Below are 17,538 nucleotides of genomic sequence, written 5' to 3'. Positions count from 1 at the left end.
GCCCCCGGAGGCGTCCGGTACCGGGTCCGGCCACTGGACGGATGCGCGGCGCCGCGTCCCCTTCGCGTACATTGCGGACGAGGTACCCACACATGGCGCGAGGGGACAGGACACAAGGTGGCAGGGGCAAGGCAGGCCGTGGGCGAGGCCCGCAGGATCGTCGTCAAGGTCGGTTCCTCGTCGCTGACCACCGCCGCCGGCGGCCTCGACGCCGATCGGGTCGACGCGCTCGTCGACGTCCTCGCCAAGGGCCGCAGCGGGGGCGAGCGCGAGATCGTCCTCGTCTCCTCCGGAGCCATCGCCGCCGGACTCGCCCCGCTGGGCCTGCGCCGCCGCCCCCGGGACCTCGCCCGCCAGCAGGCCGCCGCCAGCGTCGGCCAGGGCCTGCTCGTCGCCCGCTACACCGCCTCCTTCGCCCGCTACGGCGTCCGCGTCGGCCAGGTGCTGCTGACCAGCGACGACATGAGCCGCCGCGCCCACCACCGCAACGCCTCCCGCACCCTCGACAAGCTCCTCGCGATGGGCGCCCTCCCGGTCGTCAACGAGAACGACACCGTCGCCACCGACGAGATCCGCTTCGGCGACAACGACCGGCTCGCCGCCCTGGTGGCCCACCTGGTCCACGCCGACCTGCTGGTCCTCCTCTCCGACGTCGACGGCGTCTACGACGGCGACCCGAGCAGGCCGGGCACCTCGCGGATAGCGGAGGTACGGGGGCCCGAGGACCTGGCGCACGTCGAGATCGGCAGCGCCGGCAAGGCGGGCGTCGGCACCGGCGGCATGGTCACCAAGGTCGAGGCCGCCCGGATCGCGGCCGCCGCCGGCATCCCCGTGGTGCTGACCAGCGCGGTCCACGCGGGCGAGGCGCTGTCCGGCGGTGACACCGGCACCTACTTCCACCCCGCGGGCAAGCGCTCCGCGGACCGGCTGCTGTGGCTCCAGCACGCGTCCACGCCGCAGGGCTCGCTGACCCTGGACGACGGCGCGGTGAAGGCGGTCGTGGACCGCCGCAAGTCGCTGCTGCCCGCCGGGATCGCCTCCGTCGAGGGGGAGTTCGTGGCGGGCGACCCCGTCGAACTGCGGGACGGCGCCGGCCGGGCCGTGGCCCGCGGGCTCGTCAACTTCGACGCGAAGGAGATCCCGCGGCTGATCGGCCGCTCCACCCGGGAACTCGCCCGCGAGCTGGGACCGGGCTACGAGCGCGAGGTCGTCCACCGGGACGATCTGGCGATCCTGCACCCCTGAGGCACCCTCGGGCCCCCTTGAAGGCACCTTTGCGGGCCCAACCGGCGTCCTGCGGGGACCGGGCCGCCCGAAAACGGGGTGAACGCCCTGCCAAGACCGTCGCCCTCAGGTGGACGTTCCGCAAAACCGCCCCACGAGCCCTTGCGGCCTGCTCAACTTTGTCCCAGGGACACATTCCGCCGACCCCCGGGGTCGACCTGTGCATGAAGGAGGCCGTCGTGAGACGAGTGCGCCCTGGGGCGGCGGCGTCCCGCGCTGGTACGGCGGCTTCCCGCGGCGGCTCCGATCCCTCCGCGGGGACCGTGGCACGGGCCGCGGGCGAGGCGGGTGGGCCGGCCGCGCGGGCGGCCGGTGAGGAGCGGACCCTGACGAGCGTCCCGGCCGGCGAGGAACGGACCCTGACGAGCGTCGCGGCCGGTGACCGCTACCAGGGCGAGGAGCCCCGGGACCTGCCGCGCCTGTGGCATGTCACCCTCAGCGTCTCCGGCGAGGAGGCCCCGCTGAAGGAGGTCCGGCGCGCCCTGGAACAGCTCGCCCACGACCACCCCTTCCTGCTGACCAGCCGCTACGCAAACGACCACGCGGAGATCCGGTACTGGGAGGAGGCCCGCGACCTGCACGACGCGGCCGCCGTCGCCCTGCGCCTGTGGGGCGAGCACCGGCAGACCGCGGGCCTGCCGCCCTGGGAGATCGTCGGCCTGGAGGTCATCGACCGCCAGACCTACCACCAGCGCATCGCCGAGGGATACGGGCCGCCGCCCGCCTCACCGGTCGGCGCGCACCCCTTCTGAGACGTCACCGTCGGCTTTGCGCGGTCTGGGGGTTCTGCGGGGCTTGTCTCGGGGTGTGGAACACGCCGTGAACGGTCCGGCGCGGCGCACTACCCTTCCCGTATGACCTCGCTCTCGCCGTACGACTCCATGACCCCGGTCATCCAGGCCGCCTACCGGGCCAAGGCCGCCGCCGCCGACCTCGCCCCGCTGCCCAGGGCCGAGAAGGACGACGCGCTGCTCGCCATCGCGGACGCCCTGGAGGTCCGCACGAGCGAGATCGTCGAGGCCAACGCCAAGGACATCGCCAAGGCCCGCGAGGCCGGCACCAGCGAGACGGTCATCGACCGGCTCACCCTCACCCCGGAGCGGGTGCGGGCCATCGCCTCCGACGTCCGGGACGTGGTGGCGCTGCCCGACCCGGTCGGCGAGGTCGTGCGCGGCTCGACCCTGCCGAACGGCATCGACCTGCGCCAGGTGCGCGTCCCGCTCGGCGTGGTCGGCATCATCTACGAGGCCCGCCCGAACGTCACGGTCGACGCCGCCGCCCTGTGCCTGAAGTCCGGCAACGCCGTCCTGCTGCGCGGTTCGGCCTCCGCCTACGAGTCGAACACCGCCCTCGTCCGGGTCCTGCGCGACGCCGTGGGCGGCGCCGGACTGCCCGCCGACGCGGTCCAGCTCGTGCCCGGCGAGTCCCGCGAGAGCGTGCGCGAGCTGATGCGCGCCCGCGGCCTGGTCGACGTGCTCATCCCGCGCGGCGGCGCCTCCCTGATCCAGACCGTCGTCACGGAGTCGATCGTCCCCGTCATCGAGACCGGCACCGGCAACTGCCACGTCTACGTCGACGCCCAGGCCGACCTCGACATGGCGATCGACATCCTGATCAACTCCAAGGCCCAGCGGCCCAGCGTCTGCAACGCCGCCGAGACCCTCCTCGTCCACCAGGACATCGCCCCCGAGTTCCTGCCGCGCGCCCTGGACGCCCTGGCCGAGGCCGGCGTGACCGTCCACGCCGACCAGCGGGTGCTGGCGTACGCGAAGGACACCAAGGCGACCGTCGTCGAGGCCACCCTGGAGGACTGGGACACCGAGTACCTCTCCTACGACATCGCCGCCGCCGTGGTCGACTCGCTCGACAAGGCCGTCGAGCACATCCGGCTGTGGACCTCCGGCCACACCGAGGCCATCGTCACCACCTCCCAGCAGGCCGCCCGCCGCTTCACCCAACTGGTCGACTCCACGACCGTCGCGGTCAACGCCTCCACCCGCTTCACCGACGGCGGCCAGTTCGGCTTCGGCGCGGAGATCGGCATCTCCACCCAGAAGCTGCACGCCCGCGGTCCCATGGGCCTTCCGGAGCTCACCAGCACGAAGTACATCGTCACCGGCGACGGCCACGTCCGCCGCTGAGCCGGGCGCCGGGGGGCGCGCGGCAGGCGTCTCACAGGGCGGATGAATTTCCATACCGTCTGCCCAAATTGACCCCCCAGGTCTACTCTGGATTCGTGCCGGAGGACGTGGGGGGCACGCCGTTCCCTGACGGCTGGGAGCCCGACGACGACCACGACCGCGGGGTGTCGGACGAAGAGTTCGCCTCCGTGGTCTTCGACGAGGCCTTCGTGCGGGCGGCCGTGGTGCACGAGCCGACCGCCGTCGAGCGCCTCCTGGCCGCTGCCCAGGCGAGAGCGGAGGCCTCCGAGGCCGAGGCCCGCCGCGCCGGCCCCAGAACCGAGCGGTACGACGACGGCTGGGGACCCGGTGGTTTCGGCCATGATCCCGACCTCGACGACCTGGACGACACCGAGGTCCTCCAGGGCCGCTACGGCGCCCCCGGGACGTACGGCAAACAGGTCCGCTGGCACCGTCCCGTCGCCTGGATGCTCGCCCTCGTCATGGGCGTCGGCATGGTCGCGCTGGCCTTCACCGCGGTCTACCGGGGCGCCTCCTCCGGCAGCCGCGACCGGGTGCCGCCGCCCGCCTCGACCGGCCTGGAACAGGGGAGCACGGTGACGCCCAGCGCGTCCGCCGACTACTCCCAGCCAGCCGTCTCCGCGGTCCCGCGCACGCCCTGACAATCCTGGTGAGAACCTGTCAGAACTTGTCGTACGGCCGGGCGTTTACCTGAGCTTCCTGAGACCTACCCTGAAGATATGGGAGGGCCAGGAGACCCACCCGAGGGGACACCCGAGGGCGGCCCCGTGGGTGGTGAGGACGAGTACCGATCCGTCGTCTTCGACGAGTCGTTCGTCCGCGCTGCCCGCCTCCAGGAGTACTCCGCGCGCGAGCGCATGTCCGACCACGCGCCCGCCGTCCGCCGCCGGCCGCCGCTGCGCCGGGGGCTGTCCCGGCAGGTGCTGGTCCTGGTCCTGCTGATCGCCGTCGCCTTCGGCACCGCGATCTACATGGGTGTACGACACCCCTACCAGCCCTCCGCGATCCGGCAGCCCGCCGAACCGCTGCGGATGACCGTCATCCCGCTGGCCCCCGCGGGCGAGGTCCCGGGGCACGCCGACGCCGAGTACCTGTACGCGCACAGCCCCGCCGCCCAGTACCGCGTCGGCGCCGAGGGCATCCCGCTGCCGGCCTCCCGCCGCACGGCGCACTTCTCCGACAGCCAAGTGGTGTCCGCGCTGACCACCGCCAAGGACTACATCGTGCGCTCCTCGCTCGACCCGGACGTCCTCGCCGGCGACCAGGTCCGTAGCGTGCGGGTCCTCCTCGACACGGACCAGCTCGACCAGTTCGACCAGAGCTTCGCCCACCCCGCCGCCGACGGCCGGCACGCCCCGACCGGATGGCTGGTCCGCTTCGACCCCGCCCAGGCGAAGCTGGCCGACGGCAGGATCCGGGTGCAGGGCAGTCTCCAGGCCGCCGAGACCGACGCGTCGACGCTGGAGGTCACGGCGGACCACACGTTCGTGTACGCCCTGCGGGCCGTGCGCGCCGGTGCCCCGAAGGAGGCGTCGCTGTTCACCGTCCGGCGCGAGCTGCACTTCCGCTTCGACCGCGACGATCTGCGGATGCACACGGCCCAGCTCGTCGTCTCGTACGTCCAGGCCGGGCCGCTGTCCTGCGCGGAGGACTCCACGAACCGGCTGCACCCCCTGCTGGCCGGGCAGACCGCGAGGGCCGGCGGGCCGGCGGGGACGGACCCCTATGCCACCGGCAGCGCCCCGGCGCTGTGCGGGTCGCTGGCCACCAGCGCGCAGCCGCGGGTGTGACGGCGGCCAGGACCCCTGACCGGCCGCCCGTCCCGTGCCCGGAGAGGGTCAGCCCCCGCGTGGTCCCGCGGGGGGTCAGCCGCCCGCGTTGTCCCGCGGGGTGTCCGTCGGCGGCTCATCCTGCCGCGGGGCGGAGCCCGAGAAGCCGCCGAAGCCCCTGCGCACCCTGCCGCCCAGGTCGCCCGCACCGCCCGCGATGTCGCTGACCAGCTTCATCAGGGGGTCCTTGGAGCTCTTGACGTTGGTCGCGTAGCTCGACGCCGACTCACGGAAGGAGTCCGTGACCGAGGTGTCCTTGTCCTCGCTGCGGCGCGGGTAGTGGCCGTCCATGATCCGCTGGTGGTCGCGGGACTCGGCCCACTTCTTCAGCTCAGCCGCCCGCACGGTGGTGAACGGGTGGGAACGCGGCAGGACGTTCAGGATCTTCAGCACGGAGTCGCGCAGGTCGCCACCGGCCTCGTACTCCTCGGCCTGCTTCAGGAACGCGTCCACGTTCATCTCGTGCAGGTGGTGACCGCCGGCCAGCTTCATCAGGCCGCGCATCGAGGCCCGCAGGTCCTGGCCGACCAGCAGACCCGCCCGGTCCGCCGACAGCTCCGACTTGCGGAACCACTCGCGCAGCGCGGTGACGATCGCCATGATCGCGATGTTGCCCAGCGGGATCCACGCCACCCTGAGGGCGAGGCTGGTCAGGAACAGCAGGATGGTCCGGTAGACCGAGTGGCCGGACAGGGCGTGGCCCACCTCGTGGCCGACGACCGCCCGCATCTCCTCCTCGTCGAGCAGGTCGACCAGACCCGTGGTGACGACGATGATCGGCTCGTCCAGGCCGATGCACATCGCGTTCGGCTGCGGGTCCTGGGTGACGTACATCGGCGGGACCTTCTCCAGGTCCAGGATGTAACACGCGTCCCGCAGCATGTCGTTGAGGTACGCGAACTGCTGGTCGGAGACGCGCACCGAGTCGGACAGGAACAGCAGCCGCAGACTCCGCTCGGGGAGCAGACCGCTGAGCGCCTTGAACACCGTGTCGAAACCGCTCAGCTTGCGCAGCGCCACCAGGGCGGAGCGGTCGGCGGGGTGCTCGTACGCACGCGAGGAGATACCCGGGAAACGCCTGCGCTGCCTGCTCGGCACGTGCTCGTGTCCGTTGTTGTGGTGGCCGTCGTCGGACATGTCTTCCCCCATGTGCGTCTTTGGCTGTGCCGTCTGTGGCTGTGCCTCTTCGACCGCTGTGATCCTTTGCGGACCCTTGTGCGGCCCTTTGCGCCCCCGAAGCAGAGCCCAGCCTAGGCGGAGATAGCGTGGACGGGCAGTACAGCGAAGGAGTCCGTCATGGAGCACACCCGGGCCGCCTGGCTCACCGAGGCCGCGAGCGCCGCCGAGCAGCAGGGGGCCGGAAATCTGCTCCGGGTGGTACTGGTCGTGATGTTCGTGGGCTGTGCGTTCACCGCGTGGTTCCTGCTGCGGGGGTACAAGCGGAAGGACGAGTGAGCGAGGGCGAAGGTTCCCCGCCGTCCCCCAACGGTGGAGTCGGCGTGATGGCCCTCACCGCGCCCGCTTACGATGGGCCGACACTCTGTCCCGCCCACCGGATAGGTCCTGACGAAGATGAGCTTCCACAGCACCGCTGCCCAGTTGGTCACCCTCGCCGCCGAGGGCGAGGAGCACGGCGGCAACCACGAGAGCCTCGACCCCCTGGTGACCGGCGGCGCCGCCTTCATCATCCTGCTGCTCCTGCTGTGGATCACCACTCGTTTCAACCGCGACCGCTGAGGCACCGAGTGCCCAAAGCGGGGCACTCCGGGCCTGCGCCGGCCGGGGTCCTCAGGACGGGCCGGTAGGGTCTGCACGCATGGGAGAGCAGGACATGCCTACCGGCCCGGGCAACGCCCCTTCGAGCCCCGGCAAGCGCCGACTGGGCGTCATGGGCGGAACGTTCGACCCGATCCACCACGGGCACCTCGTGGCGGCCAGCGAGGTCGCAGCGCAGTTCCACCTGGACGAGGTGGTGTTCGTACCCACGGGCCAGCCGTGGCAGAAGACCCACCGCAGCGTCTCGCCGGCCGAGGACCGCTATCTGATGACGGTCATCGCGACCGCCGAGAACCCGCAGTTCTCCGTCAGCCGCATCGACATCGACCGCGGTGGCGCGACCTACACCACGGACACCCTGCGCGACCTCAAGGCCCTCAACCCCGACACCGACCTCTTCTTCATCACGGGCGCCGACGCCCTCGGCCAGATCCTCACCTGGCGGGACACGGAAGAGCTGTTCGCCCTCGCGCACTTCATCGGAGTGACCCGGCCCGGCCACACCCTGGCCGACCCCGGACTCCCCGAGGGCGGCGTCTCGCTCGTCGAGGTCCCCGCCCTCGCCATCTCCTCCACCGACTGCCGGGCGAGAGTCGCCAAGGGCGACCCCGTCTGGTACCTGGTGCCGGACGGCGTCGTGCGTTATATCGACAAGCGCGAGCTGTACCGCGGCGAGTGAGCCGAGAGGGGCACCGGTGAACGACCGATACGACGCGGGCTACGGCGACGACCAGGACAACCAGTACGCACTGGTCGGCTACGACGAATACGGCCGGCCGGTGTACCGGCAGGTCCCGCCGCAACAGCCCCCGCAGCAGCAGTACGACCCCTACGCCCAGCAGGGCTACGGCTACGACCCGTACGCCACGGACAGCCGGCAGGCCGCGCCCTACGACACGGGCGCCCAGCACCCGCCCTACGACCCCTACGGAGCCGGTGACACCGGTCAGCAGGCGCCCGTACCGCCCTACGACCCCTATGCCGACGGCGGCCGGCAGGACGGCGGCCCGGCGACGGCGTACGACCCCTACGGCCGGGCCGCCGCGAGCGGCCGGCAGCCCCGGGTCGCCGAGCAGACCGCGTACATCCCGCAGCAGGGCGGACCGGCCACGGGGCCGGAGGCGGGGCAGGGATACGCGGCGGGTCCTCAGGCCGGCCAGGGGTACGCCGCCGGCTCGGAGGCCGGCCAGGGGTACGCCGCCGGTTCCGAGGCCGGTGCGGAGGCCGGTGACGGGGACGAACGGCAGTACCACACCGCGCAGTTCGCGTTCGTCGAGGAGCCCGACGGCGACTCCGAGGACGTCATCGACTGGCTCAACTTCACCGAGAACCGCACGGAGCGCCGCGAGGAGGCCAAGCGCCGCGCCCGCAGCCGGCTCGTCGCCCTGGTCGTCGTCCTCGCCCTGGTCGCGGTGGGCGGGGTCGGCTACCTCTGGTACGCCGGGAAGCTGCCCGGCCTGTCGGACCAGGAGAGCAAGAAGGACACCACGATCGCGGCGAGCGCCCAGAAACGCGACGTGATCGTCGTCCATCTGCACAACACCACCGAGGGCGGCACCTCCACGGCGCTGCTCGTCGACAACACCACCACCAAGCAGGGCACCACCGTCCTCATCCCCAACTCCCTCAACCTGACGGCCGACGACGGCTCCACGACGACCCTCGCCAAGTCCGTCGACGACGACGGCTCCTCCGGGACCGTCGACTCCCTCGACACCGTGCTCGGCACCGACATCGAGGGCACCTGGCGCCTCGACACCCCCTACCTGCAGAACCTCGTCGATCTCGTCGGCAACATCGACGTCGACACCAACGCCGCGGTGCCCGACCCGGACGCGAAGAAGAAGGGCCAGGCGCCGCTGGTGGGCAAGGGGAAGGACCAGACCCTCAGCGGCAAGATGGCCGTCGCCTACGCCACCTACCGCGGCGCGGGCGAGGCCCAGAACGCCCAGCTCGAGCGGTTCGGCCAGGTCCTTCAGGGCGTCCTGCGCAAGCTGTCCTCCGACCCGACGGCCGCGACCACCACCGTGCAGACGCTGGCCCAGATCCTCGACCCGTCGCTGACGGACAAGGACCTCGGCACCTTCCTCGCCAAGCTCGCGGACCTCGCCAAGAGCGGCGACTACAAGACCGCGCTGCTGCCCGTCCAGCAGGACGGCACCCTCAGCGCGGCGGCCAGTGCGAGCGTGGTCAAGGACGTCCTCGGCGGCAAGGCGAAGAGCCCCGACAAGGACGCGGCCGTGAGCGTCTCGGTCCAGAACGCCACCGGCACCAGGGACAACACCGAGAAGGCCCGCGTCGTGCTCCTCAACGGCGGCTTCACCTTCATCGACGGCGGCACGCCCGCCTCGGCCCGGGCCACGTCCAAGGTGGTCTACGCCGACGCCGCCGACAAGGCGAACGCCACCGAGGTCGCCAAGACCCTGGGTCTGCCCACCGGCGCCGTGAGCAAGGGCACGATCGCGTCGAGCGCGAACGTCTTTGTGGTCCTCGGCCAGGACTACGAGCCGGACTCCTCGTCCTAGGCCCGGCGCCGCGCCCGGTACGGCCGCCCCGCGTGATCTCCGTCATCACGCGGGGTGCCGTCGGCGGTCCGTGAGACCCTTGATGTCAAGTGACCACCGACCGAAAGCCTTGTAGTGACCGCCACTGACCGTTCCCTCGAGCTCGTCAACACCGCCGCGCAGGCGGCCGCCGACAAGCTCGCCCACGATGTGATCGCCTACGACGTCAGCGACGTCCTCTCGATCACCGACGCCTTCCTGCTGGCGTCCGCACCCAACGACCGCCAGGTCAAGTCCATCGTCGACGAGATCGAGGAGAGGCTCTCCAAGGAGCTCGGCGCCAAGCCGGTGCGCCGCGAGGGCGACCGCGAGGCCCGCTGGGTCCTGCTCGACTACGTCGACATCGTCGTCCACGTCCAGCACAGCGAGGAGCGGGTCTTCTACGCCCTGGAGCGGCTGTGGAAGGACTGCCCCGAGCTGGAGCTGCCGGCCGACGCCAAGGCGACCCGCGGCAAGGGCGAGGAGCACGCGAAGCTCCGGGCCGAGGAGGACGACGCCGAGTACGGGGAGCAGCGGTGACCGCTCCCGCCCACCGCAAGGGCCGGGGCCGCCGCATCATCCTGTGGCGGCACGGCCAGACCTCGTGGAACGTGGAACGCCGTTTCCAGGGCACCACCGACGTCGAGCTCACCGAGACCGGCGTCGGCCAGGCCCGCCGCGCCGCCCGGCTGCTGGCCTCCCTCCAGCCCGACGCGATCGTCGCCTCCGACCTCCAGCGGGCCGCGAACACCGCCGCCGAGCTCGCCGCGCTCACCGGCCTGGACGTGGCTCTCGACGAGGGCCTGCGCGAGACCTACGCCGGCGTCTGGCAGGGGCTGACGCACGAGGAGATCATCGCCCGGCACGGTGCGGAGTACGCCGCGTGGAAGCGCGGCGAGCCGGTCCGCCGCGGCGGCGGCGAACTCGAGACCGAGGTGGCCGACCGCGCCGCCCCCGTGGTGCTCCGGCACGCCGAGAAGCTCCCCGAGGACGGCACGCTCGTCGTGGTCAGCCACGGCGGCACGATCCGCACCACCATCGGCCGGCTGCTCGGCCTGGACGCCCGGCACTGGGAGAGCCTCGGCGGCCTCTCCAACTGCTGCTGGTCCGTCCTCGGCCAGGGCGCGCGCGGCTGGCGCCTCCTGGAGCACAACGCCGGCACCCTCCCGGAGCCGGTGCTCGGCGACGACGACTGAGGGCTCCGGACCGGATTTCACTTTCCGGCAGGTCGCAGGCTAAAGTTCTTCTTGTTCGCCCGCGGAGCGGGAAGAACGCAAGGGGCTATAGCTCAGTTGGTAGAGCGCCTGCATGGCATGCAGGAGGTCAGGAGTTCAATTCTCCTTAGCTCCACTCGACGAAGATCCCGTCTCCCTCAGGAGGCGGGATTTTTCGCGTGTCTCCTCGTCCTCCGGTGAGTAGACCACGATCCGGCACTCGGGCATCCCGTCGATCGACAGCGACTGGGAGGTCATCCGCAGTTCGCCCACGGCCCGGTGGCGGAACGTCTTCACCCGGGGCCCCGGCGGCACCACCTCCCCGCCGGCCCAGAGCTCGGCGAAGTACGGGCTGGCCGCCGACAGTCCGCGGACGAACTCCTCCCAGGCCGGCTCGCCCACATGTCTGCCGTACGAGGACCGCAGGGTCGCCACCATCACCGGCAGCTCGCGCTCCCGGTGCATCAGCGGGCAGGCCTCGTCGGACACCGTGAACAGCGTCCACAGGGCGTTCGCCACCCCGATGTCGACGATCTCCGGTATCAGGAACAGGTCGCGGTAGCCGGCGTTCGTGGCCAGGATGTCGTAGCGCGAGTTGTAGACGACCGCCGGGAGCGGGTCGAGGGCGTCGATGATGCCCTGCACCTCCGGGCCCGTCGACCGCGTCAGCCGCTCCGGGTCCGGGGCGAACGGCACCCGCGCCAGGCGGTACAGATGCTCCCGCTCCGGCGGGTCGAGCCGCAGGGTGCGGGCCACGGCGTCCAGGACCTGCGGGGAGGCGTTGATCGGCCGGCCCTGCTCCAGCCACGTGTACCAGGTCACACCGACGCCGGAGAGCTGGGCGACCTCCTCGCGGCGCAGTCCCGGGGTGCGGCGCCTGAGGCCAGGGGGCATCCCCACGTCGGCCGGGGTCACCCGGGCCCGTCTGCTGCGCAGGAACGAGGCCAGCTCGGGCCGCCGTCGCTGTGCCGTGCTCCTCGCCGTCGTCGTCCCCATCGTCGCGTCCCCCCTCGTCACGTCCCCCATCGCCACGTCCCCTCGTCACGACCATCCTCGGTGCCGTACCCGGTGCTTGCCAGGTGCTGGCAGTACCAGCATCGGCGGGCTCTCGGCACCCGTACCCAGACGTCCTCATGCTCGGCGGCATGACCACAACACCACGCACGGGACCGGGTCCCGCGTCCGTCTCCCCACCTGTCAGCAGTGAAGCACCCGCCACTGACAACCGGCCCCGGCCGCTGCTCGCGCTCGTGCTCGCCGCCCAGTTCATGGCACTGCTCGACGTGTTCATCGTGAACGTCGCGGCTCCCACGATCGGCACGGAACTGCACGCCTCGGGCGCCCAACTCCAGCTCGTCGTCGCCGGGTACGCCATCACGTACTCGGTGCTGCTGATCACCGGCGCCCGGTTCGGCGAACGGTTCGGGCACGGCCGGGTGCACCTCGCCGGGCTCGCCCTGTTCACGGCGGCCTCGCTCGCCTGCGGTCTCGCACAGGGCGCCACCGAGCTGATCGCCTTCCGGCTGGTGCAGGGCGCCGGTTCGGCGGTGATGATCCCGCAGGTGCTCAGCCTGATCCAGCGCAACTTCACCGGCGAGGCCCGGATGAGGGCGCTGGGCTCCTACTCCGCGGTCCTCGCGGTCGGCGCCGCCGCCGGGCAGGTCGTCGGCGGAGTCCTGGTCAGCGCCGACCTGTTCGGCACGAGCTGGCGGCCGGTGTTCCTCGTGAACGTGCCGGTCGGCCTCGTCCTGCTGGCCGTGGGCACGCGCGTCCTGCTGCCCGGGGACCGCCCGACGCCCCGGGACCGGGCGCGCGGTCTCGACCTGCCCGGCCTGGTGCTGCTCGGCGCGGCCGTGTCGCTGTGCACGGTGCCGCTCGTGCTCGGACAGGAGGAGGACTGGCCGCTGTGGTCCTGGCTGTCCATGGCCGCCGCCGCGGTCCTGTTCGCCGTCTTCTGCGGCTACGAGTCCCGGCTGGCCGGGCGCGGCGGTGCCCCGCTGATCACGCCGAGCGTGCTGCGCCACCCGGGCATGGGGCTCGCCGTCTTCAGGATCACGGCGGTCATGGCCGTCAACGGGGGCTTCCTGTTCGTGCTCACCCTCCATGTGCAGGGCGGCCTCGGCTACAGCCCGTTGCGGGCCGGGCTCTCCTTCGCGCCGACCGCGGTGGTCTTCGGCCTCGTCGGACTGACCTGGCGCCATTGGCCGGCTTCCTGGCAGCGGCTGCTGACGCCCGTCGGGTTCGTGATCACCGGCCTGGCCGCGCTGGGCGTCGGCCTGGCGCTGAAGGACGGCGGCGAGGGCGGTGCCGCGCTGTACGCCGCGTACGCCGGCGTGGGCGTGGGGCTCGCGCTCGCCTTCAGCCCGACGCTCACCGGGGCGCTGGCCACGGTGCCGCCCCGGCACGCGGCGGACGCCAGCGGGCTGCTCGCCACGGTCACCCAGCTCGGCCAGCTCGTGGGCGTGGCGGGCTTCGGCACACTGTTCTTCAACCGACTTGAGTCACTCGGCCCCTCTGAGGCGTATACCTCTGCGGAGGCGCTGTGGACGTGCATGTTCGCGCTGGCCGGGACCGCCGCGGTGGGCGCCGTGTCCGGACTGGTACTCAGGCGTCGCTGACCGTATTGGTCCGGCCGTGGCAGAATCAAACGGCCGGAAGGGGGCGCGGCCCGACGGGAGGGAGTAGTGATGCCTGCGAGCATCCTCGTGGAGGTCGGCCACCTCCGCGACGCGGCGTCGACAAGGGACACGACAGTCCGACTCATCTGCCCTTCCTGCGGTTCTGTCCACGTGGCGCAAGTACTCGGCGACAACGGCGGAATCTCCTACGTGTGCACGGCCTGCGGCCACTGCTGGAGCTGATTGATGGGTGCACACAGGCGAAAGTGCGACTGGTGCGGCAGCGGGACACCGATCGTGCGCGACATGGAGCCGGTCAATCCCGACTACCAGTACTGGTGCGAGGAGTGCGCGCGGGCGCTGATCATAAAAGGCGACCCCATCGAGACGTACCGGGAACTGGAGGGTGAGCCGATCTACGGCCGCCTCCTGGAGGAGCACTGCACGCTCAAACGGTTCTACTCGTTCGTCACTGCTTGAGCCGGGAAACGATTTGGTGTTCCACCCGGGTGACCGTGTAATGTTGGCACCGCCGCCGGGGAAACCGGGCGGAACACCAAGCAAGGGGCTATAGCTCAGTTGGTAGAGCACCTGCATGGCATGCAGGGGGTCAGGAGTTCAAATCTCCTTAGCTCCACAGAAAGATCCCGCCGGGTCGTCTCGATCCGGCGGGATTTTGTTGTTTTAGAGGGCAGTTACGACTGAGGGGGGCCACCCGACCCGGGTGGCCCCCTCCGCCGTCCGTCTCAGCGGCCCAGCGCCCGCCTCCCGCGGCCCTGGGAGAGGACCGGCAGGTTGCGGGTGGGCCCCTTGTCGCGGGGGCTCTCCTCCTCCAGGCGCAGGGCCAGCGCGGGGCAGCGGCGCACCGCGCGTAGAGCCTTCGCCTCGGCGTAGCGCGGCACCTGGGCCTGGGCGACGGTCGGGAAGCCGTCGGCGCCGAGCTCGAACACCTCGGGAAGGATGTCGGCGCACAGGCCGTGCCCCCGGCACAGCGTCCAGTCGACGTAGATCTTCTGACGGCTGGGGCCGGTCTCCTCGGCCTCGCCGCCGCCCGGGATGCCGGTGGGCATCCGCCCGCCCTCGAAGAGCGGCAGAACGCCCTCCACGGGCCGTCCGCAGCCGTTGCCGAGGACGTGGGCGGCCAGGTCGTCCGTGAAGGCCTTGATGGTCGACTCCAGGAACATCGCGGAGCCGTCCGGGTGCGAGCACGCGCCGCGCCGCTTCACGTTCTTGGCGACCTGCTTGAGCGCCTCCAGGGCGGCCGGACCGCCGCCGTTGAGGATGTCCTCCATGCCGCGCGCGGCGGCCGGCAGACCCAGGTAGCAGGGACCGCACTGGCCCGCGCTCTCCTCGGCCAGCCACTGCGCCACCCGCAGCGACTCGCCCAGCGGGCACGTCTCCTGAGTGATCGGCAGGATCGCGCCGGCGCCGAGCGCGCCGCCCACGGCGTCCAGGGAGTTGCGGGAGACGATCGCCTCGTTGACGGTCGCCGCGTCGATCCACTTGCCGTGGTAACCACCTGTCAGCACACCCTGCGGGACCGGCGGGGCGCCGGCCAACTGCAGGACGTAGCGCAGCGGTACGCCCGTGGGGACCTCGATCACCATGGGGCGCGCGACGGCGCCGGAGACCGTGAGCATCACGGTGCCCGGCTCGTCGTACAGCCCGGTGTTGCCGTAGCGCTCCGGGCCGATGCGCGCGGCGATCGCCAGCTGCGCGAAGGTCTCGGCGTTGGAGAGCAGGGTCGGCGCGCCGCCCACGCCGCTCTGGGAGGCGCTGATCTTGCGGCCGGGCGGGATGGCCGGGCCGCCGTCGATGGAACGGATCAGCGACGCCGCCGCACCGGTGACCATACGGACGGGATTGCGCTGCACGCGTGCGCGTAGCGCCGATCTGCGGCCGTTGCTGAGGCCGCGCTCGGCGAGGGCGGCCTCCATGGAGCGCTGGGTGGACTCCCTGGTGACCCCCACCACGAGCGTGCGGGCACCCAGGGCTTCGGCGGCCAGGAGGGCGCCGTCCAGGATGAGGTGCGGGGCGCGGTTGATGAGCACCGTGTCCTTGCGGCAGGCGGGTTCGTCCTCGCTGCCGTTGACGACGACGACCGGCCGGACGCCGCGCTTGATCGCCGCCTCGGCGACCGAGCGCAGCTTCTTGTGGAAGGGGAAGCCGGCTCCGCCGCGTCCCTTCAGGTTGATGGCTTCGGAGAGCTTCGCGAGCTGCTCGCCGCCCATGGGTTCGAGCGGCCCGTGCACCTTCAGGTGCATGGGCAGGTCAAGTCGTTCGACAAGGTCGAAGCCCGACGTGAGCTGGGGAAGACCGACCACGCGGACTTCTGGTACGTCGGGCAGGGCCTCGTTCACCTATAGCCTCCGGAAGGCGTGTTCCAAGGTTCGCCCGGACCCGGTGAGTCGAAGTCGTACGACTGACCGGGCGTTGGTTCAGTGGCGGGACCGCTGTTGTACGTGTCGTTCAGGTTGTACGTGCCGTAAAGGGTGTTCGTCTCACTGGTGTCGCGCACATCACCTGAGAGATAACCGGCGGTGCCTGTATTGCCGCCATATGTGGGGATGTTGTAACCCGTGTCCTGGAGCGGGTCGTAGGCGGAGGGGGGCGCTTCGCCTACCGGCGGCGGGGACGGGACCGGCCAGCTGCCGGAGGTGCTGCTGTCCATGCGGGCGATGGGGTCCGTGGCGGCCTGCATGTCCATCGGCATGTCGATGCGCGCGGTCTGGCCGGTGTCGAAGGACGGCTGGGCGCCGGGGGACATGGCGCGGTAGGCGGCGGCGAACCCGCTGCCCGCGGGGTCCGGGGCCGCGGGGGCCTGGTAGGCGGGTATGGACCCGGTCTGGCTCAGGCCCTCGTAGCCCGGCAGGGACGACTCGGAGCGCCGGCCGGCGGGCTCGGGTGCCCTGCGGCCCTCGCGGCCCGGTGCGGCGCTCTCCGCGGCCCTCCTCGCCCGGCTGGCCTCCAGGCCCTCACGGCCCGGCCGCTCCTCGGCGCCCAGGAGCATGGCGACCCGGTCGGTGATCTTGCGCTTGAACGGGCGCGGAGCCGAGCGCAGGGCGAGAGCCACGATCACGCCGAGCACGCAGAGCGCGTACATGTAGGTGAAGATCGGGGCCTTGACCGCGCGCCCCGCGTACAGGCCGTGGATCAGCCCGGCGCACCAGGCCGGGTAGGCCAGCATGTGCATCGCGCGCCAGCGGGCCGCGACCGGGGCGGGGGACGCGAAGCGGTTGCGCAGGGCGCCGGTGATGCCGACGAAGATCATGAGCTGGCCGGCCAGGGTGCCGAGGCCGATGAGGCCCCCGCTGCTGGAGAAGCCGAGCCCGAACGGGATGAACGCGGCGATCCACGTCGTGTGCTCGAGGGTGAGTTTGATTCCGATGTGCAGCAGAAGGAACGCGATCGAGCCCACGGCGGTGATCCGGTGCACACCCTGGGCGACGATCCGCTGCCGGGTGTTGAGGATCAACCGGTCCTGCGCGACCAGCCCCCAGATCACGGAGCAGGTCAGGAGGACAAGCGTCACCACGCCCGCCCCGAAGTTGAGGAAGTCCTGGAGCCAGACGCCTCCGTACACCACGACCAGAGGGATGGCCAGCAGGAAGACGGCCGTCGCCACCCCGTAGGCCGACCGGCCCGTCCTGGGGAGCGTGTTGTTGCTACTGCGAGGGTTCATGGGGGCAACTCCGAGCGGTTCGGGAAGGCGGTCCCGCTGCCGCACTCTAAGTGGCGCCATACCGGTGGGTACGGCGTTTGAGTTATTGCGTTGTTATCAAACGGCCGTGGGGCTGCTGTGATGCCCCTTAGTAGCTGTTACGCGAAGTAATCATTGACCTTGGTTCAGTTCCTGTCGGGTCGGACGGTGCGCTCGACTGCGGCGGCGAGTGCGGCACCCGGTGCCGAAGAGGCATACGTAAGCTCGTCGCGGCTTGCTCAACGGCTGCGGTACTCTGACGCCATGCGTGCCGTACGCCTTCTGCTTAGCGAGCCGCGCTGATCAGTCCCGACCACCGGTGAAGACGTGGTCGGAATCGGCGCGGCGTCCCCTCCTGTGCGAGGGGATTTTTCGTTTCCGGACGACACAGCCGCTGGCAGAGACGATCGAT

General features: G+C 71.4%; 17 protein-coding genes and 2 tRNA genes. 15 read left to right on the top strand and 4 right to left on the bottom strand.

Features of this window, described 5'->3' with window-relative positions:
• Positions 1–138 precede the first annotated feature (138 nt).
• The 5 genes from proB (at position 139) to ACIQJT_RS06665 (ending at position 5,236) form a co-directional block, all read left to right on the top strand.
• Complete coding sequence (gene proB / locus ACIQJT_RS06685) at positions 139–1,245, top strand: glutamate 5-kinase (protein WP_365450673.1); 1,107 nt, start codon at positions 139–141, stop codon at positions 1,243–1,245.
• Positions 1,246–1,463: 218 nt separating this feature from the next.
• The gene (locus ACIQJT_RS06680; protein ID WP_365450387.1) at positions 1,464–2,036 is read left to right on the top strand and encodes a hypothetical protein; all 573 of its coding nucleotides are present in this window, start codon (positions 1,464–1,466) and stop codon (positions 2,034–2,036) included.
• 102 nt (positions 2,037–2,138) lie between these two features.
• Entirely contained in the window at positions 2,139–3,425 is a 1,287-nt protein-coding gene (locus ACIQJT_RS06675) for a glutamate-5-semialdehyde dehydrogenase (RefSeq protein WP_365450389.1), read from the top strand.
• 95 nt (positions 3,426–3,520) lie between these two features.
• A complete protein-coding gene (locus ACIQJT_RS06670) occupies positions 3,521–4,087 on the top strand; it encodes a hypothetical protein (protein ID WP_053849600.1) in 567 nt (188 codons plus the stop codon).
• Between the two features lie 78 nt (positions 4,088–4,165).
• Positions 4,166–5,236 carry a hypothetical protein gene (locus ACIQJT_RS06665; protein ID WP_365450391.1) on the top strand — a complete coding sequence of 357 codons (1,071 nt, stop codon included), beginning with the start codon at positions 4,166–4,168 and terminating at the stop codon, positions 5,234–5,236.
• A gap of 75 nt (positions 5,237–5,311) precedes the next feature.
• Here ACIQJT_RS06665 and ACIQJT_RS06660 read toward each other — a convergent pair whose 3' ends face one another.
• Positions 5,312–6,412 (bottom strand): M48 family metallopeptidase, encoded by a 1,101-nt coding sequence (locus tag ACIQJT_RS06660; RefSeq protein ID WP_402640460.1) that lies wholly within the window; start codon positions 6,410–6,412, stop codon positions 5,312–5,314.
• A gap of 159 nt (positions 6,413–6,571) precedes the next feature.
• Between ACIQJT_RS06660 and ACIQJT_RS06655 the strand changes: the two genes are divergently transcribed.
• From ACIQJT_RS06655 to ACIQJT_RS06625, 7 genes are all read left to right on the top strand, one after another.
• The gene (locus tag ACIQJT_RS06655) at positions 6,572–6,730 is read left to right on the top strand and encodes a hypothetical protein (protein ID WP_086723901.1); all 159 of its coding nucleotides are present in this window, start codon (positions 6,572–6,574) and stop codon (positions 6,728–6,730) included.
• 117 nt (positions 6,731–6,847) lie between these two features.
• On the top strand, positions 6,848–7,012 hold the full coding sequence (locus ACIQJT_RS06650; RefSeq protein ID WP_020136208.1) for a hypothetical protein: 165 nt from the start codon (positions 6,848–6,850) through the stop codon (positions 7,010–7,012).
• Between the two features lie 79 nt (positions 7,013–7,091).
• A complete protein-coding gene (gene nadD, locus ACIQJT_RS06645; RefSeq protein ID WP_053849603.1) occupies positions 7,092–7,730 on the top strand; it encodes a nicotinate-nucleotide adenylyltransferase in 639 nt (212 codons plus the stop codon).
• 16 nt (positions 7,731–7,746) lie between these two features.
• A complete protein-coding gene (locus ACIQJT_RS06640; RefSeq protein ID WP_402640456.1) occupies positions 7,747–9,576 on the top strand; it encodes an LCP family protein in 1,830 nt (609 codons plus the stop codon).
• Between the two features lie 114 nt (positions 9,577–9,690).
• Complete coding sequence (rsfS, locus tag ACIQJT_RS06635; protein ID WP_053849605.1) at positions 9,691–10,134, top strand: ribosome silencing factor; 444 nt, start codon at positions 9,691–9,693, stop codon at positions 10,132–10,134.
• A complete protein-coding gene (locus ACIQJT_RS06630) occupies positions 10,131–10,790 on the top strand; it encodes a histidine phosphatase family protein (protein WP_053849606.1) in 660 nt (219 codons plus the stop codon). Before rsfS ends, ACIQJT_RS06630 begins: the two co-directional genes overlap by 4 nt.
• 81 nt (positions 10,791–10,871) lie before the next feature.
• Positions 10,872–10,944, top strand: a tRNA-Ala gene (locus ACIQJT_RS06625).
• On the opposite strand, the gene ACIQJT_RS06620 is transcribed toward ACIQJT_RS06625, so the two are convergent.
• The gene (locus tag ACIQJT_RS06620; protein ID WP_402640452.1) at positions 10,926–11,804 is read right to left on the bottom strand and encodes a helix-turn-helix transcriptional regulator; all 879 of its coding nucleotides are present in this window, start codon (positions 11,802–11,804) and stop codon (positions 10,926–10,928) included. The two genes, ACIQJT_RS06625 and ACIQJT_RS06620, sit on opposite strands and share 19 nt — an antisense overlap.
• Before the next feature lie 254 nt (positions 11,805–12,058).
• Between ACIQJT_RS06620 and ACIQJT_RS06615 the strand changes: the two genes are divergently transcribed.
• The 3 genes from ACIQJT_RS06615 (at position 12,059) to ACIQJT_RS06605 (ending at position 14,063) form a co-directional block, all read left to right on the top strand.
• Complete coding sequence (locus tag ACIQJT_RS06615) at positions 12,059–13,426, top strand: MFS transporter (protein ID WP_402641318.1); 1,368 nt, start codon at positions 12,059–12,061, stop codon at positions 13,424–13,426.
• Positions 13,427–13,672: 246 nt separating this feature from the next.
• Positions 13,673–13,906 (top strand): hypothetical protein, encoded by a 234-nt coding sequence (locus tag ACIQJT_RS06610; protein ID WP_003976229.1) that lies wholly within the window; start codon positions 13,673–13,675, stop codon positions 13,904–13,906.
• Positions 13,907–13,990: 84 nt separating this feature from the next.
• Positions 13,991–14,063, top strand: a tRNA-Ala gene (locus tag ACIQJT_RS06605).
• A gap of 109 nt (positions 14,064–14,172) precedes the next feature.
• On the opposite strand, the gene ACIQJT_RS06600 is transcribed toward ACIQJT_RS06605, so the two are convergent.
• Both ACIQJT_RS06600 and ACIQJT_RS06595 read right to left on the bottom strand, forming a co-directional pair.
• Entirely contained in the window at positions 14,173–15,786 is a 1,614-nt protein-coding gene (locus ACIQJT_RS06600; RefSeq protein ID WP_053849607.1) for an NADH-quinone oxidoreductase subunit NuoF family protein, read from the bottom strand.
• A complete protein-coding gene (locus ACIQJT_RS06595) occupies positions 15,783–17,108 on the bottom strand; it encodes a cytochrome b/b6 domain-containing protein (protein WP_402640449.1) in 1,326 nt (441 codons plus the stop codon). Before ACIQJT_RS06595 ends, ACIQJT_RS06600 begins: the two co-directional genes overlap by 4 nt.
• Positions 17,109–17,538: the final 430 nt, after the last annotated feature.

Source organism: Streptomyces sp. NPDC091972 (assembly GCF_044756385.1).
GTDB lineage: Bacteria > Actinomycetota > Actinomycetes > Streptomycetales > Streptomycetaceae > Streptomyces.
The sequence above is the reverse complement of the archived record's forward strand: the minus strand, read 5'-3'. Positions and strand labels throughout refer to the sequence as shown.